This window comes from Nocardia paucivorans NBRC 100373, assembly GCF_000308675.1.
GTDB classification, from domain to species: domain Bacteria; phylum Actinomycetota; class Actinomycetes; order Mycobacteriales; family Mycobacteriaceae; genus Nocardia; species Nocardia paucivorans.
Genome location: NZ_BAGE01000060.1, coordinates 1 through 22,162, shown reverse-complemented (window position 1 = coordinate 22,162; position 22,162 = coordinate 1). Strand labels below are relative to the sequence as shown.

Here is a 22,162-nt window from a genome sequence, read left to right as displayed (position 1 = left end):
GCAACGGTACGGCCGGGAAATGCGACCCCGCGGAACTTACCTTCGAGTAATATAAAAGGTTCACTGCGGTAGGAGAGTGGATGGCGGGCGGAACCAAGCGACTTCCGAGAGCGGTTCGTGAGCAGCAGATGCTCGACGCCGCTGTCGAGGTTTTCGCACGCAAGGGCTTCCACGAAACCTCGATGGACGCCATTGCCGCCGAGGCCGAGATCTCCAAGCCGATGCTCTACCTCTACTACGGTTCCAAGGACGAACTGTTCCGCGCCTGTATCCGACGTGAGGGTATGCGCTTTCTCGAGTCGGTCACTCCGGCGGGTAACCCGCTGCTCACCCCGCACGAACAGTTGCGCACGGCTCTGGAGGGTTTCCTCGGTTTCGTCGACGCCAACCGCAACTCCTGGCAGGTCCTCTATCGGCAGGCCATCAGCCAGCAGGCCTTTGCGTCGGAGATCGAGAACGCCCGGGAGCGGGTTATCGAGCTCACCGCCAAGTTGCTCGAGTCCAACGCCAAGCACGCCGAACCCGGAACCAACTTCGATATCGTCGCCGTCGCGGTGATCGGTGCGGGCGAGGCCATCGCCGATCATGTCGCCGGTGGCCGGATCAAGGTCTCCGAGGCCGTCGACCTGCTCGACGATCTGGCCTGGCGGGGCCTGTCCGGCCGGAAGAAGACCGACCAGGCGGAGAAATCCGAATCGGACGCGGTGCCGGCGGAACGGCTCGACGAGCAGTCGTAGGTCCGCGGCCCCGGGTTGCGGGGACCGCCGGTCGTGCGTAGCTTTCTGGTTTCGGTACCGACGAGGAGGAGTCGGCCGAAAACCGGAGGGAAACAACAATGTTCGGGATGCTGCGGCCGTGCGCGCACAAGGCCGTCGACCATGGAATCGATCCGGGCCTGTGGCAGTCGCATATGTGCGGTCTGTGTCTCGGTCTGCGGGACGGACATGGTCAATCGGCCCGTATCGCGACCAATACCGACGCCATCGTGCTCGCCGTGCTCACCGAGGCACAGACACCCGAACCGGCCCGCCGCCGCACCGCCGGTCCGTGCCTGTTGCGTGGTATGCGCACCGCGTCGGTGCCCGTCTCGGATTCGGCCCCGATCCAACTCGCCGCCACGGCCTCGCTCCTGCTCGGCTCCGCCCGAATGCGCGACCACATCCAGGACGGGGACACCCCGGCGCGCCTGCATCGCCCGCTGGCCGGGGTCGCCGCCCGCTGGGCCGCGAGCGCCCGGACGCAGGCCGAACGCATCGGCCTGGATATCGAGCCGCTCGTCGCCGCCATCGACGCTCAGGTCGAAACCGAGCGCCGGGTACTCGCCGCGACCCGGTCGGATACCGGCACCGCGGTGATATCGCGGGAAACAGCCCTCGACGAGTTGACCGTGGCCAGCCGTCGTTGCGCCGCCGAACTCTTCGCGCACACCGCCGTCCTGGCCGGGCAGCCCGACAATGTCGAGCCGCTGCGCGCGGCGGGTGACGAGTTCGGTCGTATCGCCCACCTGGTGGACGCCATCGAGGACCACGCCGCCGATACCGCTGCCGGACTGTTCAATCCGCTCACGGTGACCGATACGTCCACCTCACACGCATACGATCTGGTCCGCGTATCCGATGAGCGGCTCCGCACGGCGATCGATGCGGCCCGGATAGGACGGATATCCGTTGTCCGCTGGGTTCTGCTCGACCCGTTGGCGGGCGTGCTGCACCGCCTCGGTCGTGCCATTGCCGGATCACCGGCCCGGTCGTGTGGTGTCCCCGCGTCCGTTGTGAGCCATGGGGGTCCCTATAACCCTTCCTATCCGGGCCCGTACCACGAGCCGGATCCCCACCACGAATCCCGTCGCCGGTCGAATCAGCGCCGGAATGCCGAACCGTTGGACGACTTCGAGCCGCCGCCGGATGGTTGCGGGTGTAGGCCGTTGGGGCGGTTGTGCGGCTACTACTGCACCGGTTGCGCCTGCTGTGTGGACCACAACCGACCGTGCAGCGGCCGCCGGAAGAAGGCCTGGTACAAGCGTATGGACGGCGATTGCTGCGAATGCTGCAACTGCTGCAACTGCTGTGACTGACCGGGCGGTCACCGCGTGGTGGGGGCGTCGACCGGTGATACCGAGCGGTGCGGTCGATCGAAGCGGCGCGCCAGCCGCCGGCACGGTTCCTCCACCAGCGCGTGGCTCGCGGCGGCGAGCGGCAGGGTGAACGCGACGGTGAGCACCAGGACCTGGCCGAAGTGGCCGTGGAACGGCAGAATTCCGAAAATCGGGAACATCATTGCCAGTACCGCCAGGTGCCAGATGAAGATGCCGTAGGACCAGCGGCCGATGGTGGCCGCGGTCGGCGATTCCAGCCAGTGGTGCCGTTTTCCCGGCGGACTCAGTACCAGCGGTGCCAGCAGTGTGAAACCGATGATCGCGCCGAGTCCCATTTTCGCGGCGTACTGCCAGGGTTCGGCCCGGGTCAGTCCGGCAACACCGCCCAGCTCGGTGGCCGATGCCACGAACGCCGCCGTCGCCATGGTCCACATCAGCCGCTGATTGCCGAGCAGACGCCGCCACCGGGTCGAATCGTCATCCGTGTATACGAGTTCGGCCAGCAACATGCCACCGGCAAACCACGGCAGATAGCCCGGTAGCCAGTTGTCGGCGTGGATGGCCTCGGGGGTGGGGACCGGCAGGAAATTCCACGTCAGAGCGAGCGACCCGAATACGAGCAGGGTCGGTATCCGCGCCCGGGCCGAGCGCCCCCGCAGCCGGTGCATCGCGAAGGCGATGATCGGCAATACGAGATAGAACGCCACCTCCACCGACAGGCTCCACATCTGGGTGAGGCCATCGGTGAGCGTCAGCGGAACGAACACCTGCAGTAGGGCCAGATTCGACAACCACACCCGCACCCCCGCGGTCCCGGAAGCGGCCGGCAGCAGAATCAGCACCGCGCACACCACCACCCAATAGGCGGGCAGAATGCGGGCGATCCGATGTCGCAGGTAGTACCCCACCGTCGGCGCGGTGCCGAGGTCGCGGGCCGCGGCCGCATGCGGCCGCCACAGCAGAAATCCCGACAGCGCGAAGAACACCGCGACCGCCATATCGAACCGTTCCAACAATCGGCCCACCACCGGCCACGAGGTAGCGGCGGTCTGGAACGCCACATGGGTGACCAGTACCCCGAGCGCCGCCATACCGCGCATACCTTCCAACGCGGGCAGAAAGGCGCGCGAGCCGGGCTCGCCGGCGGCGGTCCCGACGGATACGGTGCTCACTGCGGTGCTCATCGGCTCCAGTCTGCCCTGACCAGGTCTCGGAACCGATCCGGTGGGGGTTTTCGCGTTAGACTCGAGCGATTTCGGTCCGATCCAGGCCTGCGCACCTCTTCGGAGGTTACCGGCTGTTAGGGTCGGGACGCACGAGTGCCGCGGCGCGCCCGCAGTACCCGCGGAACGACCTGTGTTCTACGACGAGGAGACTTTGCATGGCACGGAGTGCCGGAACCAGAAGGACGGTTGCCTGCTTGCTGGTGGGTCTCGGTACGCTGCTGATCGTTGCGGCGTTGATGATCCCCACCTACACCGTGGGCAAGATGGCAAAAACTCCTCTCGACCTCGAGATCACCACGATCGCGGTCAGCCAACAGGACGAGGAAAGCCTGGTGCTCGACGCCAAATCGCTCACCTCGCCCGAGGGCTCGGCCAAGATCGATGAGAACGTTCCGCTGGTCTCGCAGCGTTTCGTCACGGTCGAGGAGCCCTCGGACGCGAACGAGATGACCGTCCAAGCGGGTAACACCCTGCGTCGCATCGACAAGCAGGGCGATTCGGGTCTGCTCACCGCCTACATCGACCGGGTGACCATCGACCGCAAGACCGGCGAACCGGTTGCGTCCGACCCCAACGGTTCTATCGCGGTGACGGTGAACAAGAACATGGAAAGCGTCGCCGAACCGGTGAACCGCACCGGTCTGCAGTACCGCTTCCCCATCGGCACCGAGAAGAAGACCTACCCCTACTTCGACGTCAACGCTCGGGTCACCACCGATATGGAGTTCGTCGAGGAGACCGAGATCAACGGCACCACGGTCTACCACTTCAAACAGCAGGTGCCGGTGACGAATCTGTGGGAGGCCGCCCAGGCCCCGACCAACCGGCTGAGCCTGCCCGCCGCCAAGTGGGGTGCCGAGGGCGGCGACGAGCCCGTCACCATGTACCGCTGGTACACCAACGAGCGTGATGTCTGGGTGGAGCCGGAGACCGGCACTATCGTCAAGGGTGGCGAGAAGCTGCACATCTTCTACGCCCGTAGCGGGGACAAGCCCGAGGTGACCGCCCTGAAGTCGCATCTGGTCTTCGACGCCGACACCGTGGAATCGCAGCTCGCGGTGGCGAAGGAGAACATCGACAAGCTGGCGCTGTTCGGCCGGATCCTGCCGATCGTGCTCGGTGTGCTGGGTGTGATCGCGCTGATCGCCGGTATCTTCCTCGGCATTCGGGATGGCGGGGAGCCCGCTGCCGCGACCGGCGGTGGGTCGCGGCCCCGCTCCGGCGGATCCGGTACCTCTGCCCCGAGCTCGCGGGCCGCGGTCGACGCCGACGCGCCCACGGAGCAGATCAAATTGCCGAAGAACCCGTAGACCGACAGGTCTCACGACCACAGAACCCGACGGCGGCTCCCCGGTACCCCCGGGGAGCCGCCGTCGTTTCCGGCATTCGTCCATTCACCGCGCGGCCTGTGGTGTCGAACCTCGCTCCGGAAATGATCGTGTTTCCAGGCCGGACAAAGGCGAAATCCCGCCCCGGACAGGTGTGTCGGGACGGGATTCGTCGGGGCGTGATCAGCGCAGTGTCGCGGTGAGGTGGGGGTAGCCCTTCTTCGGATGGAGCAGCGACAGCTCCCAGCCCTCGTCGGTCTGATCCGCGTACACGTTCACCGTGGCGGGCAGCAGGATCGGTTTACCGAATTTCACCGCATAGGTGGCCGCGTCCGGGATTCGTCCCTCGACGACACCGAGAATCGCCGCCGCCGACCACATTCCGTGGGCGATCGGCCGGGGGAAGCCGAAGGCCTTGGCGCCCAGTGCCGAGGTGTGGATGGGGTTGCGATCGCCGGATGCCGCCGCGTACCGGTTGATCATCTGCTGATCCACCCGGAAGGTGCGCAGTGGTGGTGGCGGGACCTCTTCCGGTTTGGGTTCCGGTTTCGGCTCATCCGACAGGGAGGTGCGCTGCTGGTGCAGCAGGGTGCTGACCTGCCGCCACACCTGTTCCCGGCCCACGCTGACCTCGCTGATCGCATCGACCAGCAGTCCTTTGCGGTGTTCCCGCAGATTCTCCACGTGCACGCGGATATCCAGGGGTTCGCTCACCGAGATGGGGCGGGTGCGTTCGATGTGGTTCTCCGCGTGCACCGCGCCCACCGCGACGAACGGGAAGTCGCGTTGCACGATCAGTTTCATCACCAAAGGGAAGGTGATGATGAACGGATAGGTCAACGGCAGTTCGTCACCGAAGCGCAGACCCGTCGCCCGGCAGTAGGCGGCCAGGTGATCCGGGTCCACCCGAAAACCGTCGAGCCGTACCTGCCGGTCGGGGATGGTGGATTTACGCGACGGCACCAGCGGCAGCGGAACGGCGCCGAGCGCCGCCTGCGCGTAGAGGTTGCCGTTCTTCGGTGGTTCGGTGAGAACGAAGGTGTCGGTCATCATGCTCCCAGCATGGCCTGGCCGCAGACGCGGAGGGTGTTGCCGGTGATCGCGTTCGAGGCCGGGCTCGCGAAGTAGGCGATGGCCTCGGCGACGTCCACCGTCTCACCACCCTGGTTCAGCGACGACATCAACCGTCCGCCCTCGCGGGTGGCCAGGGGGATGGCGGCGGTCATGGCGGTTTCGATGAATCCGGGCGCCACGGCGTTGATGGTGATGCCCTTCTCGGCCAGCTTCGGCGCCTCGGCGTTCACCATGCCGATCACACCCGCCTTGGACGTGCTGTAGTTGGTCTGGCCGCGGTTACCGGCGATACCGGCGATCGAGGACACGTCGATGACCCGGCCGCCTTCGCGCAGCGCACCCGCGGCCACCAGACCTTCGGTGATCCGGTGCGGTGCGGCCAGATTGACGCCGATCACCGCGTTCCACCGGGCCGCGTCCATATTGGCCAGCAGCTTGTCGCGGGTGATACCGGCGTTGTGCACGATGATGTCGATTCCGCCGAATCGTTCGGTGGCGAATTCGGCCAGTTTCTGCGCTGCGTCGGGCGAGGTGACGTCCAGGGCCAGGGCGGTGGCGCCCACTTTGTTCGCGGTCTCGGTCAGTGCATCGCTCGCGGCCGGGATATCGGCCACGATCACCTGGGCGCCGTCCCGGGCGAATACCTCGGCGATGGTTGCGCCGATACCGCGCGCCGCACCGGTGACCACCGCGACCTTGCCGTCGAGCGGGCGCTGCCAGTTCGCCGGGGCGGTGGAGTCCTCCTTGCCCACCCGGATGACCTGGCCGTCCACGAAGGCGGATTTGGCCGAGAGCAGGAAACGCAGGGTGGATTCCAGGCCGGTGGCCGCCGGAGCCGCCTCCGGGTGCAGGTACACCAGTTGGGCGGTGGCACCGCGCAGCAGCTCCTTACCGACGCTGCGGGTGAAGCCCTCCAACGCGCGCTGGGCGATCTGCTCTTCCACACTGTCGGTCAGTTCCGGTGTGGTGCCGATCACCAGCACCCGCCCGCAGGGCGCGATACTGCGCATGGCGGGCTGGAAGAACTCGAACAGCTGGGACAGGTCATCGATACCGCCGATCCCGGTGGCGTCGAAGACCAGTGCGCCGTATTTGGTGCCCGGGGTCAGGGCATCGGCGAAGGTGTGGTCCGACAGCAGGGTGCGCACCGGTTCCGCGACCCGGCCCTTGCCGCCGAGCAGCACCGGCCCGGGCAGCGGTGCTTCGCCGGGAACGTAGCGCCGCAGTTTCTCCGGCTTGGGCAGTCCCAGTTTGCTCGCGAGGAACCCGCCGGGGGCGGAGTTGACGAACGATCCGTAGAGGTTGGGTGCACCCTTGGTCTTGGCTGCCACTGATCGTCACCTTTTCTGTGCTGTGGATAGCGGACAGGGATGTCGGTAATCGCCCCTGCGCTGCGTTTCTGGCTTCCGACGGGCGATGACCTGCGGGAGTGATCGCTGTCGCGGTGGGCCGGCACACAATCGCAGGCTGCGTGTCGACATTAAACTTACTCCAGAGTAAGTTTAATGTAAACCGAGTGCTCCCGGGCGCCGGGCGACGCGGCACGAGCCCGCGCACCGAGGTGCCGGACCGCCGGAGACCACACTGTCGACACCATGGGAGATCCGAGTGACAAGCACAGCCCGTACACCGAGACAACTGCGCCCCGTCGCGATCGTGGGTGGTAACCGCATTCCGTTCGCGCGCTCCGACCGGGCCTATGCGCACGCCTCCAACCAGGACATGTTCACCGCGGCGCTGGACGGTCTCGTCGGCCGGTTCGGCCTGCAGGGCGAACGACTGGGCATGGTGGTCGGCGGCGCCGTGCTCAAGCGGGTCGGTGAGCACGGCATGATCCGCGAGAGCGTGCTCGGCAGCAAACTCAGCCCCTACACCCCCGCGCACGATCTGCAGTTGGCCTGCGGCACCGGCCTGCAGGCCATCGTCACCGTCGGTGACGCCATCGCCGCGGGACGGATCGAGGCCGGTATCGGCGGTGGTACCGACACCACCTCCGACGCGCCGATCGGGGTCAGCGAGAGCATGCGCGAATGGATGCTGCAGGCCAATCGCGCCAAGACCAATAAAGACCGCCTCAAACTGGTGGGTCAACTCCGTCCGAGCATGCTCGGCATCGAGATCCCCCGCAATGCCGAACCGCGCACCGGTCTGTCCATGGGCGAGCACGCGGCCATCACCGCCAAGGAGTTCGGCATCTCCCGCGAGGCGCAGGACGAACTGGCCTATCTGTCGCACAAGAACATGGCCGCCGCCTACGACCGTGGTTTCTTCGACGACCTGGTCACCCCGTTCCTCGGGCTGACCCGCGACGACAACCTGCGTCCGGACACCTCGGTCGAGAAACTGGCCAAGCTGAAGCCGGTCTTCGGTGTGAAGGCGGGCGATGCCACCATGACCGCGGGCAACTCCACTCCGCTCACCGACGGCGCCTCGGCGGTACTGCTGTCGAGTGAGGAATGGGCGGCCGAACGCGGGCTGCCGGTGCTCGCGCATCTGGTGGACAGCGAGGTCGCCGCGGTGGACTACATCCATGGCCCCGACGGTCTGCTCATGGCCCCCACTTATGCGGTGCCCCGGCTGTTGGCCCGTAACGGGCTGTCGCTGCAGGATTTCGACTTCTACGAGATTCACGAGGCCTTCGCATCGGTCGTCCTGGCGACCCTGCAGGCCTGGGAGTCGGATCAGTACTGCAAGGAGCGATTGGGGCTGGACGGGGCGCTCGGCTCCATCGACCGCGCCAAGCTCAATGTCAATGGGTCCTCGCTGGCCGCGGGTCACCCATTCGCCGCGACCGGCGGTCGGATCGTGGCCTCGGCAGCGAAGATGTTGGCGGAGAAGGGTTCCGGGCGAGCGCTGATCTCGATCTGCGCTGCCGGTGGTCAGGGCGTCGTCGCGATTCTGGAGCGCTGACCACCCGATCCGCGGGGTCACGCTCTGCCGTCTTTCCATGGCGCCGCCCGTCGGGGATATCCCCGACGGGCGGCGCCGGATGCGGGTGGTGACGGATTCACGATTGCAGCGGTCGCGGTAGTTCCCGGTGCCCGCCGAAGGCCTGGCGCATGGCCGAGAGCACCCGGTCGGCGTAGTCCGACTCACCGCGGGACGAGAACCGCTGAAACAGGGCCGCCGACAGCACCGGGACCGGCACTCCGATATCGATGGCGGCCTCGATCGTCCAGCGGCCTTCCCCGGAGTCCGAGACCCGGCCGTCGAAGGAATCCAGACTCGGATCGGCGTGCAGTTCGGCAGCGGTCAGGTCCAATAGCCAGGAGGCGATCACCGAGCCGCGTCGCCATACTTCGGCCACCGCGGGGATATCGATGTCGTAGCGGTAGTGCTCCGGATGGTCCAGCGGGGTTTCCTCGGCGGAGGCCTCGCCGCCGTGTCGCGCTCCGTAATCGGCCCGGCGCAGGATATTGAGCCCTTCGGCATAGGCGGCCATCAGCCCGTACTCGATGCCGTTGTGCACCATTTTCACGAAATGACCGGCTCCGACGGGCCCGCAGTGCAGATAGCCGTGCTCGGCCGGGCTCGGTTCTCCGGTGCGGCCGGGAGTGCGCGGGGCGCTGTCGACACCGGGCGCGATGGAGCGCAGCAGCGGTTCCAGATAGCGCACCTGTTCGGCCTCGCCGCCGATCATCAGACAGAATCCGCGGGTTCGACCGAATATCCCGCCCGAGGTGCCGATATCGAGGTAGTGGATCCCCCTGGGGGCCAGCCGGGCGGCCCGCTCGATATCGTCGTGGTACCGGCTGTTGCCCCCATCGATGACGATATCGCCAGGTTCCAGCAATTCGGCCACCTGATCGATAACCGCCCCTGCCGTTCCCGCCGGGATCATGACCCAGACCACCCGAGGGGTGTCCAGGGCCGCGACGAATTCCGCGAGGTCGGTGCCGCCACGAAAACTCGGTCCCAGTTCGGAGCGCAGTTCGGCGATCCCGGCTGCGTATCGGTCGTAGCCGACCACGGTATGCCCATCGGCCACGACCCGGCGCACGATATTGGCGCCCATCCGGCCCAGCCCGATCATCCCAAGCTGCATCTCGCCTCACCTCGTTCGGCTGTCGAGCGAATGTGTAACGCCGGCTTGCGTCCCCCGATATAGCTGATGGCTCCGTGTAGTTGCCCGACCCCCGACCCGGCAGCTGCGCGGAGCCTCATCATGTCCGTCAGGGGCGCGTTCGGCTTTCGCCGCGCGGTCGGTTGTGACAGATGCTGCACTGACGATATCGGTTCGTGACGTTATCGTGGGCAGGGGCTCGTAGCGCGCGAGCCCGGCAACTCGAACGGGGAAGGACGGTTCGTGATCGGCGAATCGAGCAGCGGCCGGAGATCCGGTCACGATCCGCAGGCGAACGACGCCGACATGCGTCGACTGCTCGAATCCACCCGGTCTCGGCAGGCCCCCCGGCCCTCGTCCGCCTCATCCGAGGCACCGCATCCGACCCCTCGACGGCCGGTTTCGGAGGTCGGGCCCACCGACACCTCGTCTTCAGTTGTCTCCCGACCTTCTGTACCCCCCGGACTCTCCCCGGAAACATCCGGTTGGATGACGGAGACGTTAGGGCAGCTGTCCGAGCACCCCCGCCCGGGCGGTGCCCGCCATACCACCCCCTCGGGTTCCGAATATTCGGACGCCCCGTCCGACCTCTCCTCCGCGTCCGAGGACTATGTGCCCGGCGACGACGAGGTCACCACACAGCTGCCCCAACTCGCGCTCGATTCGATGAGCACCGAGGTCTTGCCGGTGGCGGGCGGCCGAGCCGATGGCACGACCGACGCGCAAACCACGCGGGGGGCCGACCGGGCGGAGCGCGATCCCGCGGAAGACCCGACGGCCGACGAACGCGGCCCGATCGATGAGACCGGCGGTCGTGGCCGCCCTGCCGGCGCCCGCCGCTCGGTTCCCCCGGCCGCCCCCCGCCCCCTGGCCGCGGCATTGCTGCGCTCACCCGGTGTGCTGCTGCAAACTCCCCGGGCCCGTCGTATCGCCGTTGTGGCCGCCGTGGTGTTCGGGGTCGCGCTTCTCGGTTATCTCGCCGATCTGGCCGTCTCCGCCGGTAAGGTGCCGCGCGGTGTGGTCGTCGCCGGGGTCGATATCGGTGGGATGGACACCGCCGAGGCCGATGCCGAACTACGGTCGGCGCTCGACGCGCGGGTCGGTCGGGAACTGCCGATACGGATCGACGAGACGCAGACCGCCCTGATCCCCGCGCAGTCGGGGCTGAGTGTGGATTGGGACGCCACCTGGGATCGGATCGGTGGTCAGCCGCTCAATCCGGCCGCGCGGTTGCTCTCCCTGTTCGGCACCCGCACGGTGCCGGTCGCCAGCGCCGTGGACGATGCCGTCCTGAACGCGAAACTCGAGGAGCTGCGCGTCTACGACGAACCGGCGGTCGAGGGCGGCATCCGTTTCGAGGGCGTCACGCCGATCGCGGTCGCTCCGGTGCCCGGTCGGGTGCTCGATCTCGCGGCCGCCCGCGAGCTGCTGATCGAGCGCTGGGCCACCGCGGGCACCCTGGAACTCCCGGTCGTTCCCGCGCCGATGAACGTGCGCCCCGAGTCCATCGAACAGGCACTGCACCAGATCGCCGAGCCCGCGGTGTCCGCCCCCGTCGCGGTGACGGGTAAGGGCGCCGCCGCGACCCTGCTGCCGGAACAGATCGCCACCGTCATCAGGTTCGTCCCCGACGGCAACGGCGGTTTGAAAGCCGGATACGACCCCCAACTGGCCACCGATCTGCTGACTCCCCAGCTGGTGGACACCGAGGTCGAGCCGAAAGACGCCACCTTCACCCTGACCGGTGGCACGCCGAGCGTGGTTCCGTCGGTGACGGGCGACAAGATCAACTGGCCGAAAACGCTGGAGAAGCTTCCAGCGCTGTTCACCGCCGCCGGCCCGCAGCGCAGCGCCGAGGCGGTCTACGACCGGATCGAGCCCGAGTTCACCACCAAGGCCGCCGAGGACCTCGGTATCACCGAACCTATGGGCGAGTTCACCACCAGCGGTTTCACCGGACCCTCAGGGGTGAATATCCGCCTCGTGGCGCAGGAGGTCAACGGTGCCGTGGTGAAACCGGGCGAGGTCTTCTCCCTCAACAATCACACCGGCCCGCGCACCGCGGCCGAAGGCTATGTCGAATCCGGCATCATCAACCACGGTCGGCCGGACAAGGCGGTCGGTGGTGGTATCAGCCAGTTCGCGACCACCCTCTACAACGCCGCCTATTTCGCGGGTCTGGAAGATGTCGCGCACACCGAGCACAGCTACTACATCTCCCGTTACCCGGCGGCACGGGAAGCGACCGTTTTCGACGGTGTCATCGATCTGCAGTTCCGCAACAACACCCCGAAGGGGATCTATATCCAGGCCTTCGCCGACAGCTCTCAGGTAACCGTCCGGATCTGGGGTACGAAGACCGTCGAGGTGGAATCCATTACCGGTGAGCGCACCAAGCCCACCGAACCACAGACCGTCCGAGTGCCCGCCGGTGAGGACTGCATCGCCAGCGACGGCGCCCCCGGCTTCACGATCAGCGACACCCGGGTCATCACCGATATCGCCACCGGACGCGAGATCTCACGCACCACACGCACGGTGAAATACGACCCGGTGCCGATCGTCAAGTGCGGCGTCGACGAAGAAGAGGAAGAGAAGAAAGAAGACCGGTCGCAGGCCACCGGGGCGTCACATGAGCCGCCGCCGGGACGCCCCCGGTAGATCGCGGTACGGCGATGAAATCGGGACGGGCACACGCCTGTCCCGATTTTCGTTCGGCTGCCTCGATGACCCGGTCCCGGAGCACCGGAATACGGGGTCTGCGAACGCGGAGAACGAGTCCGCGTCGGCAGGCCGGTTCGAGCGCGCGATGCCGGCGGTGGAGAAAGCGCCGGCCACGAGTTCGTCCGGTCGGCCGCGATACACCGGACGACCCGCGTCGGGGGTATCGCGGACCCGTCCGCCGCGATCACTTTTCCGCTAGCTGCCGAGGCATTCCTTGACGATCTTCTGGGTCGCCGAGCGCACCTTGTCGGCGTCCTCCTTGCTCATACCGAGGGTTTCCGGATCGGCCTCCCTGGTGTCGAATTCATCGCTGATCAGGGTGTGCAGACCGTCTTGCGAAATGCCCTCCTGCATGTAGAGCTTCGCCGCGCAGTCGGCGAACCCCGGATCTTTCAAGCCCTTCTCCTGCAGAGATTGGGACAGATCCGTTTCGGTCAGCGCGTCGGAGTCGCTGCCGCAGGCCGCCAGCAGCGGCAGGGCGATAAGGGTCGCGGCGATAAGCGTGATCCGCACCAGGTTCCTCTCTCACTGTGGTTTCCCGGGCAGCGCCGTATCGGCCAAGGGGTTCTACCCGACCTGGGCGGCTGTCCACGGTCGTGTGTAGTCGCAATCACAACCGGATCGCAACTCGAGTGCGGGAATTACCGCGAGATTCACAGCGCGGCGGGTGTTACGTATGGGAGGTCTGGTGAACAACTGAGGGCTGTCGCCCACTGTTCGGCATGGGCGTCCATTAGGGTGATCGGGACGTGTCCTGATCACCGGAGTCGCAGATGACGATCTTGAACCACCATCGCGAGGGCAGCGGCGAGCCGCTGGTCCTGGTGCACGGAGTCGGCAGTCGGTGGCAGGTGTGGGAGCCGATCATCGCAACCCTGGCCGAGTCCTTCGAGGTGATCGCGGTCGACCTGCCCGGTTTCGGTGATTCTGCGCCACTGCCGCGCACCACGGTCGGCACCCTCACCGACGCACTGGCCGATTTTCTCGCCGAACAGGGAATCGAGCGCCCCCACCTGGCCGGCAACTCGATGGGTGGTCTCATCACCCTGAACCTGGGCGCGCGCGGTCTGGCCCGTTCGGTCACCGCCTTCTCGCCGATAGGTTTCTGGGATACCGCCGGCCGGGTGTGGTGCCAGCAGTCGTTGGGTCGGTCCAAGACACTGGGGCGGATACTGCGTCCGAAACTGCCCGCCATCCTCGGCACCGCGGCCGGTCGCACCGCCTTCCTCGGGCTGGTCTTCGGCAAACCGTGGGCGGTGGATCCGCAGGTCGCCCTGGCCACCGCCGAGGGGGCCATCACCTCGCTCGGCTTCGGTCCGGCGCTGGACTCCTTCACCGAGGTGAAAGCGCCCGACCCGGCCGCGCTCGCCGATATTCCGGTGACCATCGCCTGGGGCAACCGTGACATCCTGCTCACCTACGCCACCCAACACCGCCGGGCACAAGCGGTGCTACCCGCCGCCCGGCACGTCACCCTGCCCGGCAGCGGTCACACGCCGTTCTACGACGATCCGGACCGCTGCGCGCGACTGTTGTTGGATCGGCGGTAGCTCAGCGCCCCTGCCAGCGGGGTTCGCGTTTTTCCGCGAACGCCAGCGCGCCCTCGGCCGCGTCCTTGGAAATCAATGCCGGAAGCGCGATCTCGCCCTGTTTGGCGAATGCCTCCTCCGTGGACCAGTCCGGGGATTCGTCGATGATCCGCTTGCTCGCGGCCACCGCGAGCGGCGCCGCCGCGGCGATCTCACCGGCCAGTTCGAGTGCGACCTCGAGCGCGCCACCCGGTTCGGTGAGTCGGTTCACCAGGCCCAGCTGATACAGCCGTTCGGCGCCGATCCGACCACCGGTCAGCGCGAGTTCGGCGGCGGTGCTGCGCGGCAGTCGTTGGCTCAGCCGTAATACTCCGCCGCCCACTGCGACCAGTCCTCGTTTGACCTCGGGAATGCCGAACTGGGCATTACGGGCCGCGACGATCAGATCGCCTGCCAAGGCCAGTTCGAATCCACCCGCGAGTGCGAACCCCTCGACTGCCGAGATCATCGGTTTCACCGGTGGTTTCGCGGTGATCCCGAGCGGGCCGCGCCGCTGTGTCATCGGCATTTCACCGCGTGCGGCGGCGACCAGGTCCATACCGGCGCTGAAGGTGTCGCCCGCGCCGGTCAGCACGAGCACCCGGGCGGTATCGTCGGCCTCGAACTCGTCGACGGCGGCCTCGAGCGCCCGAGCGGTGGGCAGGTCGATGGCGTTTCGCGCCCGGGGACGCGACACCGTCAATACGGTGATGGCCTCGCGTCGTTCCGTCAGTACCGTGTTCTGCTCGCTCATCGGGAGCTCCTCTCGGGGTGGTGCATACGGCCGGTCCGGGTGATCACGCCACGCCACCGGACCGGAAAACGATGCGGTCGGCGGCGGTGATCTCGACGGCGGCGCCGAGTGGGTCGCCCTCGACGAAGGCGGCAACGGTTTCGGGGTCCGTGGCCCGAACCAGTATGCGGGCGCCGGCGCGGTTCAGGGCGCTGATCACCACGGCTTCGGCCTCGTCCCCGTCGTGGCCCTTGCGATAGGGGACGGTGTAGGCCTCGACGGTCGCCGGGCCGGTGTAGCCGAATGCGGTGTCGCGACGGGCGGGCGGAACATCGGCCTCGACGGCGCGGAAAGGTCGGGCCGGCGGCCGTGTCGAGTAGACGCCGACACCGTGTTTGGTGATGTACCAGCCGAGCGCCGTGGTGAGACCGTACTGTCCCGGATCGGTGCGCAGTCGCTCGGCCATGGTCGCGATGGAGTGGGTGGTGTAGTTGTTGCCGGGGCCGCCGGCGAAGGTCAGTCCACCGGTCACGGTGAGTGATCGGGTCGGATCGTCGATCGGCAGTCCCAGTGCCGCGGCACCCACCTGCACCGCCACCGGGAAACAGGAGTACAGGTCGATATGGGCCACATCGTCGATCCCGATATCCGCGCCGGCCAATGCGGCCCGCCCCGCCGCGGCGATGGCAGGGGAGGCGGCCATATCGGCGCGTTCGGAGACGAACCAGGTATCGGTGGCGGTGGCGCCGCTGTGCGGGAATACCCATTTCTCGCGCGGCACCCCGGCGGCATCCGCAGCGGCCGCGCTGCACAGGATCAACCCCGCGCCCTGATCCACCGTCAGGTTCGCCACCAACAGTTTCGGGTACGGACTCGACACCATCCGGTTGTCGGGGGCAGGGGTGAGAAGTTCGGTGGCGGCGCGTTCGGTGGGCAACCAGGCGTGCGGGTTGTGCGCGGCCACCGCCGAGAATCGCGACCACAGTTCACCGATTCGCTGCCGATGGGTGGTCACGTCGAGACCGAGTCGGCCCCGCATCGCGGTTTCCATCAGTGCGTACATGTAGATCGGACCCCAGAGCCCGGCCGCGGTCTCCATCTCCGTATTGGGCGCGTCATCGGCACCGATGATCTCGTCCGGTCGGATTCCGGCGTCCTGCTCGGTCCAGTCGAGTGTGATACCGCTGCGGGAGGCGGTATTCCAGGAGGCCACCGCCTCGGCGCCGGTGAGGAGGGCGATATCGGATTTCCCGTCCGCGATGGCCTGGGCCAGGGCGTTGAGCAGCCGCTGTGGTCCGTCGCCGCCGAACGGCGCGGACTGCAGGGTGCGTTTCGGCGAGGCGCCCAGTTCGGTTGCCACCAGGGCGGCCAGATTCGGGTACGGGCGGCTCACCGGGGCCACCGAGGCCAGCAGATCCGCCGAGCGCAACAGGGTGTCCCCGGTCCCGCTGTCCGAACCCGCCCGACGTAGGGCCTCGGTGGCGAGTTCCACGGGTCCGGGCAGGCCCGTTTCGCCGGTGCGATGCACGATCTGGCCGACCCCCACCAGTACAGGGGTTCGTGGATCCAATCCGGCAGGCAGCATGGTTCCTCCGCTTCGTTGCGCCGTTACCCACTGGAACGACCGGTAACTGGCCTCTGATTAGAACAGAGTGGAACGAGGCATGTTCAGGCGAATGTCGGTTAACCGAAAAGTATTCGGCCAGCTATCGATGTGGTTTGGCTTCGAGCCCCTCGAATTGGACACCTTGCGCAGGTAGTGGCTCAGATATCCGGTATTCGCGGATTGCGCTGCTAGCATTTCCGACGGTTTGCCAGACAGTCCTCCATGTGATGCGAGCCGCGACATCCGACTCGCGTTCTGTGTTTCCGCCTTTTCGACAATCACCCGAAGGGCCGATGGACTTGAACAAGACCGGATCCATCCTCTCGGCCGCGCTGGCGGGCGTATCGGCAGCGCTGCTGGTCGCCGCCACTCCGGCGACGGCCAACCCCAACGCCATCAATCCGATTCCGGTGCTCAACGGCACCCATGGTCTGCCCGATCTGCGCGGTGCCACCAAGGCCGTATTCCAGGTGACCGGTATGGCCAGTCCCAACAACACCCAGACCTATAACGTGATCGGCACCGACCTGGGCATCATGTGGGACAACGGTCGGGGGGAGATGCTCACCGCCTTCGGCGATACCGCGGGTTTCGGATTCCCCAACCTGCTCGCCGGCAGCACCTGGGCCTGGCGCAGCAATATCCTGCTCCGTAGCCGGACCAAGGATCCCGCCAACGGTATCTATTTCGACAGTGTCGTCCGCGATGTCTTCGGCCAGGCCCGTGATCTGATCCCCAGCCCCAAGATTCCGTTCCTGGAGATCAGTCGTATCCCCACCGCGGGTATCGAGGTGGACGGTGTGCAATACCTGAGTCTGATGTCGGTGAAGAGTTGGGACACCGTCGGCCAGTGGACCACCAACTTCTCCGGTCTGGCGGCGTCCGCCGACAATGGTGAGACCTGGGCGGATCTGGCCCACACCCGACGCCCCAACGAGGGCGGGCACGCCAATTTCCAGATGAACGCCTTCCTGAAGGACGGCGACTACGTCTACGAGTACGGCACGCGGTCGGGACGGAACAATCCCGCCTATATCTCCCGGGTGCGCGGGCGCGATATCCAGAATCTGGACGCCTACGAATACTGGGACGGGAAGGGTTGGCGGCGCGGCGATATCGATGCCGCGGCGCCGATCATGCACGGTGTCGCGGAATTGTCGGTGATGTACAACGAATATCTCGGCCGGTTCGTCTCGCTCACCACCGATCCGTGGAACTCCGTGGTGATGCGCACCGCCCCGGCTCCGGAAGGGCCGTGGAGCCCACCGCGGGTGCTGATCGATACCCGAGAGCTGCCCACCGCCTACGCCCCGTCGATCTTCCCGTATCAAACCGGCTCCGACCTGTACTTTCTCACCACGGTACACAGTCAGTACAACGTGATCCTGATGCGAACGCGGTTGTGACCGTGATCTCCCGGTGCTCGCCGCTCTCTTGACCTGAACTATTGTTCAGGTATGAGACTGGCCCGGTGAACGCCGAGATCCGGGAGGATTCAGTGACAATTTCATCGACTGCTGCCGTCACAGGTGACGGCGCCGCGGTGCGCGCATGGCTGCGTACCGCGGCACATCCCCTCACCGGCACCGATGCCGAGCACACCGACACCGATCTGGAACCGCTGATCGAACGTTTGTCCGGTGCGACCGTGGTGGGCCTGGGGGAATCCACCCGCTTTTCCCGGCAGACCTACGGTGTGCGGGAGCGTATCTTCCGCACCCTGGTGGAAGAACACGGTTTCCGTGCCCTGGCCATCCAGGACGGCGCCCGCTCCGGGGAACGCCTCGACGCCTATGTTCGGCACGGCACGGGCGATCCGTGCACCGCTCTCGCCGGTGCCTGGCGGCCGTGGCGCACCGCGGAAGCCGTCGCCACCCTCGAATGGGTTCGTGCTCACAACGAGCGATATCCCGACGATCGGGTGAGCGTATTCGGTGTGGAGCCACCGACCGTGGAACCGGCCGACTATGACGTGGTGCTCGACCATGTTCGCGATATCGCTCCCGAGCGGCTCGCTGAACTACGAGAACATCTGGACCCCATTCGCACCGCGCACCGGATCGACGAACATGTGCAACGCCACCGGGGCATCCACCCCGGACGTCCCTTCGTCGAGCACGCGCGGCAGGCCCTGGCGCTGGTGGAATCATTGTCCGAGCGGTGGGTTGCGGCGGCGTCCGCCGAGGAGGCGGACCGTCGCCGTGCCACGGTATTGGACCGGGCCCGGCGCATCGTGGCCTTCCACGAGAACAGCGTCGCCGGTCAGGGTGGTTTCGCTCGGGACGAGAAACCATCGGCGGATACCGTCATCTCTTGGCACGAACGCACGGGGGAGCGGATCGTCTACTGGGACGGGATCGCGCACACCAGTGCCCTCCCGGTGCGTATGGGTGGTTCCGATCCCGCCGTATTCCGGGGAGTGGGCAGCCACCTGCGCGCGTATTTCGGTTCGCGCTATCTATCGGTGGCGATCGGTTTCCATCACGGCGACCTCGGTGTGGTCGTCGCGCCCGATCCGGCGCCGGATCTGCTCGAGGCTGCCCTGGCCACGGTCGATCTGCCCGCTTTCTACTTGAACCTGCACGGGGAGGCTCCTGCCGCGGTGCGACGGTGGCGGGACGGGCCGGTGCCGCTTCGGGTGATCAGCGGCGTCTACGACCCGGGCGAGGATGATCGGGCCCGCCTCGCACCGGATTCGTTGACGGGTGCCTTCGACGCATTGATCCATATTCGGCAGGCCACGCCCGTGCGGTGGTTGCCGGAGTTCCATCCCGCCTGAACGGATTCGAGCGACCATCTCCGAGTCCGAGAACCGGGCACGTCCATAGACTCGACGTCATGGACGCAGCCGGTTGGGACGAGCGGTACGCACAAAGCGAATTGGTATGGGGCGCACCGCCCAACAGCACCGTCGTGGAGCACGTGCACGGCCTGGACCGACATATCCCCTTGTTCCCGGGGCCCGACGGAACTATTCCCGATCTACCGCGTGCCCTCGACCTGGCCTGTGGGGAGGGACGCAACGCCTTGTGGTTGGCCACGCACGGGTGGCGGGTACGGGCGGTCGACTTCTCTCAGGTGGGTATCGATAAGGCGCGGACCGTGGCGTCCCGCCTGTCGCGTTCGGTCCGGGCCCGCCTCGACTGGCAGTGCGCCGACCTCACCGACCCCGAGACCGACCTCGGCGGCCCTTACGAACTGGTGCTGATGGTTTTCCTGCATCTGCCCGCGCCGCAACGTCGAGCCCTACTGCATCGCGTGGCGCGGTTGCTCTCGCCGGGCGGTACCCTGCTGGTGCTCGGCCACGACACCATCAATCTCACCGAGGGGCACGGCGGCCCGCAGGACCCGGCGATCCTGTTCACACCCGAGGACATCACCGCCGACCTCGCGCCGGAATCGGATCTGGACGTCCATATCGCGCATCGCGTCACCCGTCCGACGGAAGCCGGGAACGCCATCGATGCGCTGGTCGTCGCCACCAAACATGCCGGCCCGAAACCTCCGCCGCACGACTGAAACCGTGCCGCGGTCCGGTCCTCATCCCGAAGGCGTGTGGCTCACCCGCGCCAGCGGTCGAGCCACGGGGTGATCGTCTCCTCGATGATGTCGAACCCTTTCCGGAACGAGTGCCCCTGTCCCGGGATCACCCGGACCTCGGCCGCGTCGTCGAAGGCGGGGATGCCGAACGGATCGCTGCCGCCGTTGATCACCACGACATCGATATCTCCGGTGGCGAGGAGTTCCTCGCGTCGGGATCGTTCCGGCTTACCGGGCGGATGTAGCGGGAAGGACAGCGCGATCACGCCGCGAGCTCCCGCCGCCACGGCGGTCCGGCAGGCCACGCGGGCGCCGTTGCTGCGTCCGCCCTGGATGAGCGGCAGATTCGCGCCGATCTCGGCCCGCAGGGCGGTGACGATTTCCAGCCAGGCCGCGTCTTGGGGACCCGATGAGCCGGGAGCGCGTCGGCCCGCCACCCGATAGGGCTGAAGGACCAGGGCTGCCGCCCCACCCGCGTCGAGGGCGATATCGCGAATGGTCAGAATGTCTCGCGAGTCCACACCGCCGCCCGCGCCGTGCGTGAACACCAGGAGGAACGCGGGGTCGGTGGGAATTTTCAGATCTATTTCGGCGGGGCCGGTGCTCGTCTCGATCCGCATGCCTCACCGTATCCGTCCGCCGCGGTCTCGAATCATCGTGTTCGTCGGGTCACAATGCGTGATCTCCCCTTTGCCTACTTCTTTACTCGCCGGTAATATCAACAATAAGTTACCCGCGAGTAGTCTGCTTTTGTTCGGCACGGCTACCCGTATGGCAAGACGGGCGGGAACGGCAACCACCGACCGCACCACCTCAACGGAGAGTGAGTACTGAAATGGGTCACTACAAGAGCAACGTCCGCGACCTGGAATTCAACCTCTTCGAGGTACTCGGCCTGGGCAAAGTCCTGGAAACCGGCGCATACGGGGATCTGGACGTCGACACCATCAAGGAGATGCTCAACGAGGTGCGTCGTCTGGCCGAGGGCCCGCTGGGCGAGTCCTTCGCCGACGCCGACCGCAACCCGCCGGTCTTCGACCCCGAAACTCACTCGGTCACCCTGCCCGAGTCCTTCAAGAAGAGCTACCGCACCCTCCAGGAAGGTGGGTGGGACACCTACTCGGTCGATCCCGAACTGGGCGGTATTCCCGTCCCGCGCGCCGCGTACTGGGCCATTGCCGAACTGATCCTGGGCGCGCAGCCAGCGGCCTTCATGTATGCCGCCGGCCCCGGCTTCGCGAACATCTTCTTCAACAACGCCACCGAAGAGCAGAAGAAGTGGGCCAAGATCGCGGTCGAGCAGGGCTGGGGCGCCACCATGGTGCTCACCGAACCCGACGCCGGATCCGATGTGGGCGCCGGCCGCACCAAGGCCATCAAGCAGGAGGACGGCTCCTGGCACATCGAGGGCGTGAAGCGCTTCATCACCTCGGCCGACTCCGACGATCTGTTCCCGAACATCATGCACCTGGTGCTGGCCCGCCCCGAGGGCGCCGGCCCCGGCACCAAGGGGCTGTCGCTGTTCTTCGTGCCGAAGTTCCACTTCGACCCCGAGACCGGGGAGCTGGGTGAGCGCAACGGTGTCTTCGTCACCAATGTCGAGCACAAGATGGGTCTGAAGGTCTCGGCCACCTGTGAGGTCATCTTCGGCGGTCACGGCATCCCGGCCAAGGGCTGGCTCGTCGGCGAGGTGCACAACGGTATCGCGCAGATGTTCGAGGTCATCGAGCACGCGCGCATGATGGTCGGCACCAAGGCCATCGCCACCCTGTCCACCGGCTACCTGAACGCACTCGATTACGCCAAACAGCGTGTCCAGGGCGCGGATATGACCCGGATGACGGACAAGACCGCGCCGCGCGTCACCATCACCCACCACCCGGACGTGCGCCGCAGCCTGGCCCTGCAGAAGGCCTACGCCGAGGGTCTGCGCGCGGTGTATCTGTACACCGCCGCCCACCAGAACGCCGATGTCGCCGAGCTGGTCTCCGGCGCCGACGCCGAGACCGCGGCCCGCGTCAACGATTTGCTGCTGCCGATCGTCAAGGGTGTCGGTTCCGAGCGGGCCTACCAGTACCTCACCGAGTCGCTGCAGACCCTGGGTGGCTCCGGCTTCCTCCAGGACTACCCGATCGAGCAGTACATCCGCGACGCCAAGATCGACTCGCTGTACGAGGGCACCACCGCCATCCAGGCGCAGGACTT

At 66.7% G+C, this 22,162-nt stretch carries 18 protein-coding genes; 10 read left to right on the top strand and 8 right to left on the bottom strand.

The genetic code is table 11. The features are described 5' to 3' along the window. The first annotated feature begins 80 nt into the window (after nt 1-80). Together ON32_RS22525 and ON32_RS22520 are read left to right on the top strand one after the other, a co-directional pair. A complete protein-coding gene (locus tag ON32_RS22525; protein WP_051133574.1) occupies nt 81-737 on the top strand; it encodes a TetR/AcrR family transcriptional regulator in 657 nt (218 codons plus the stop codon). 98 nt (nt 738-835) lie between these two features. Next, on the top strand, nt 836-2,074 hold the full coding sequence (locus ON32_RS22520) for a DUF5685 family protein (protein ID WP_040793002.1): 1,239 nt from the start codon (nt 836-838) through the stop codon (nt 2,072-2,074). Nucleotides 2,075-2,082: 8 nt separating this feature from the next. Here ON32_RS22520 and ON32_RS22515 read toward each other — a convergent pair whose 3' ends face one another. After that, on the bottom strand, nt 2,083-3,279 hold the full coding sequence (locus tag ON32_RS22515) for an acyltransferase family protein (protein WP_083874720.1): 1,197 nt from the start codon (nt 3,277-3,279) through the stop codon (nt 2,083-2,085). A gap of 197 nt (nt 3,280-3,476) precedes the next feature. Between ON32_RS22515 and pgfA the strand changes: the two genes are divergently transcribed. Next, complete coding sequence (pgfA, locus tag ON32_RS22510; protein WP_040793001.1) at nt 3,477-4,631, top strand: cell envelope lipid trafficking protein PgfA; 1,155 nt, start codon at nt 3,477-3,479, stop codon at nt 4,629-4,631. 201 nt (nt 4,632-4,832) lie between these two features. On the opposite strand, the gene ON32_RS22505 is transcribed toward pgfA, so the two are convergent. Together ON32_RS22505 and ON32_RS22500 are read right to left on the bottom strand one after the other, a co-directional pair. Continuing rightward, a complete protein-coding gene (locus ON32_RS22505; protein ID WP_040793000.1) occupies nt 4,833-5,702 on the bottom strand; it encodes a MaoC family dehydratase in 870 nt (289 codons plus the stop codon). Continuing rightward, nucleotides 5,699-7,054: a 3-oxoacyl-ACP reductase gene (locus tag ON32_RS22500; protein WP_040792999.1), complete on the bottom strand. Its 1,356-nt coding sequence runs from the start codon at nt 7,052-7,054 to the stop codon at nt 5,699-5,701. Before ON32_RS22500 ends, ON32_RS22505 begins: the two co-directional genes overlap by 4 nt. Before the next feature lie 277 nt (nt 7,055-7,331). Between ON32_RS22500 and ON32_RS22495 the strand changes: the two genes are divergently transcribed. Continuing rightward, entirely contained in the window at nt 7,332-8,633 is a 1,302-nt protein-coding gene (locus ON32_RS22495; protein ID WP_245551235.1) for an acetyl-CoA C-acetyltransferase, read from the top strand. A 97-nt stretch (nt 8,634-8,730) separates the two neighbouring features. Here the strand turns inward: ON32_RS22495 and gnd are convergent, their stop codons facing one another. Then, the gene (gnd, locus tag ON32_RS22490; RefSeq protein ID WP_040792997.1) at nt 8,731-9,768 is read right to left on the bottom strand and encodes a phosphogluconate dehydrogenase (NAD(+)-dependent, decarboxylating); all 1,038 of its coding nucleotides are present in this window, start codon (nt 9,766-9,768) and stop codon (nt 8,731-8,733) included. A gap of 507 nt (nt 9,769-10,275) precedes the next feature. Between gnd and ON32_RS22485 the strand changes: the two genes are divergently transcribed. Then, the gene (locus ON32_RS22485; protein ID WP_245551233.1) at nt 10,276-12,447 is read left to right on the top strand and encodes a VanW family protein; all 2,172 of its coding nucleotides are present in this window, start codon (nt 10,276-10,278) and stop codon (nt 12,445-12,447) included. A gap of 258 nt (nt 12,448-12,705) precedes the next feature. On the opposite strand, the gene ON32_RS22475 is transcribed toward ON32_RS22485, so the two are convergent. Beyond that, nucleotides 12,706-13,023: a hypothetical protein gene (locus ON32_RS22475; protein WP_040792995.1), complete on the bottom strand. Its 318-nt coding sequence runs from the start codon at nt 13,021-13,023 to the stop codon at nt 12,706-12,708. A 260-nt stretch (nt 13,024-13,283) separates the two neighbouring features. Here ON32_RS22475 and ON32_RS22470 point away from each other — a divergent pair, with 260 nt between their 5' ends. Continuing rightward, nucleotides 13,284-14,060, top strand: coding sequence for an alpha/beta fold hydrolase (locus ON32_RS22470; protein WP_040792994.1), 777 nt, complete (start codon nt 13,284-13,286; stop codon nt 14,058-14,060). Between the two features lies 1 nt (nt 14,061). Here the strand turns inward: ON32_RS22470 and ON32_RS22465 are convergent, their stop codons facing one another. Both ON32_RS22465 and ON32_RS22460 read right to left on the bottom strand, forming a co-directional pair. Then, entirely contained in the window at nt 14,062-14,832 is a 771-nt protein-coding gene (locus tag ON32_RS22465) for a crotonase/enoyl-CoA hydratase family protein (protein WP_040792993.1), read from the bottom strand. Nucleotides 14,833-14,875: 43 nt separating this feature from the next. Beyond that, nucleotides 14,876-16,396 (bottom strand): acetyl-CoA acetyltransferase, encoded by a 1,521-nt coding sequence (locus tag ON32_RS22460; protein WP_040792992.1) that lies wholly within the window; start codon nt 16,394-16,396, stop codon nt 14,876-14,878. Between the two features lie 314 nt (nt 16,397-16,710). On the opposite strand from ON32_RS22460, the gene ON32_RS22455 reads away from it, so the two are divergent. The 3 genes from ON32_RS22455 to ON32_RS22445 all read left to right on the top strand — a co-directional run bounded on the left by ON32_RS22455 (nt 16,711) and on the right by ON32_RS22445 (nt 19,936). Then, nucleotides 16,711-17,823 carry a glycoside hydrolase family 183 protein gene (locus ON32_RS22455; RefSeq protein WP_083874719.1) on the top strand — a complete coding sequence of 371 codons (1,113 nt, stop codon included), beginning with the start codon at nt 16,711-16,713 and terminating at the stop codon, nt 17,821-17,823. 92 nt (nt 17,824-17,915) lie between these two features. Continuing rightward, the gene (locus tag ON32_RS22450; protein WP_245551232.1) at nt 17,916-19,196 is read left to right on the top strand and encodes an erythromycin esterase family protein; all 1,281 of its coding nucleotides are present in this window, start codon (nt 17,916-17,918) and stop codon (nt 19,194-19,196) included. Nucleotides 19,197-19,255: 59 nt separating this feature from the next. Then, complete coding sequence (locus ON32_RS22445; protein ID WP_040792991.1) at nt 19,256-19,936, top strand: class I SAM-dependent methyltransferase; 681 nt, start codon at nt 19,256-19,258, stop codon at nt 19,934-19,936. Nucleotides 19,937-19,977: 41 nt separating this feature from the next. Here the strand turns inward: ON32_RS22445 and ON32_RS22440 are convergent, their stop codons facing one another. Continuing rightward, nucleotides 19,978-20,577, bottom strand: a complete 600-nt coding sequence (locus ON32_RS22440) for an alpha/beta hydrolase family protein (protein WP_040792990.1) — start codon at nt 20,575-20,577, stop codon at nt 19,978-19,980. Between the two features lie 215 nt (nt 20,578-20,792). On the opposite strand from ON32_RS22440, the gene ON32_RS22435 reads away from it, so the two are divergent. Further along, nucleotides 20,793-22,162 (top strand): acyl-CoA dehydrogenase family protein (locus tag ON32_RS22435; protein ID WP_040792989.1); only part of this gene is annotated, 1,370 nt, incomplete at its 3' end.

Bases quoted from the DNA above. Each gene is read 5' to 3' on its own strand.
- ON32_RS22525 (WP_051133574.1), top strand. From the start codon at position 81: ATGGCGGGCGGAACCAAGCGACTTCCGAGAGCGGTTCGTGAGCAGCAG.
- ON32_RS22455 (WP_083874719.1), top strand. From the start codon at position 16,711: ATGGACTTGAACAAGACCGGATCCATCCTCTCGGCCGCGCTGGCGGGC.
- pgfA (WP_040793001.1), top strand. From the start codon at position 3,477: ATGGCACGGAGTGCCGGAACCAGAAGGACGGTTGCCTGCTTGCTGGTG.
- ON32_RS22505 (WP_040793000.1), bottom strand. From the start codon at position 5,702: ATGATGACCGACACCTTCGTTCTCACCGAACCACCGAAGAACGGCAAC.
- ON32_RS22460 (WP_040792992.1), bottom strand. From the start codon at position 16,396: ATGCTGCCTGCCGGATTGGATCCACGAACCCCTGTACTGGTGGGGGTC.
- ON32_RS22465 (WP_040792993.1), bottom strand. From the start codon at position 14,832: ATGAGCGAGCAGAACACGGTACTGACGGAACGACGCGAGGCCATCACC.
- gnd (WP_040792997.1), bottom strand. From the start codon at position 9,768: ATGCAGCTTGGGATGATCGGGCTGGGCCGGATGGGCGCCAATATCGTG.
- ON32_RS22515 (WP_083874720.1), bottom strand. From the start codon at position 3,279: ATGAGCACCGCAGTGAGCACCGTATCCGTCGGGACCGCCGCCGGCGAG.
- ON32_RS22470 (WP_040792994.1), top strand. From the start codon at position 13,284: ATGACGATCTTGAACCACCATCGCGAGGGCAGCGGCGAGCCGCTGGTC.
- ON32_RS22445 (WP_040792991.1), top strand. From the start codon at position 19,256: ATGGACGCAGCCGGTTGGGACGAGCGGTACGCACAAAGCGAATTGGTA.
- ON32_RS22440 (WP_040792990.1), bottom strand. From the start codon at position 20,577: ATGCGGATCGAGACGAGCACCGGCCCCGCCGAAATAGATCTGAAAATT.
- ON32_RS22485 (WP_245551233.1), top strand. From the start codon at position 10,276: ATGACGGAGACGTTAGGGCAGCTGTCCGAGCACCCCCGCCCGGGCGGT.
- ON32_RS22520 (WP_040793002.1), top strand. From the start codon at position 836: ATGTTCGGGATGCTGCGGCCGTGCGCGCACAAGGCCGTCGACCATGGA.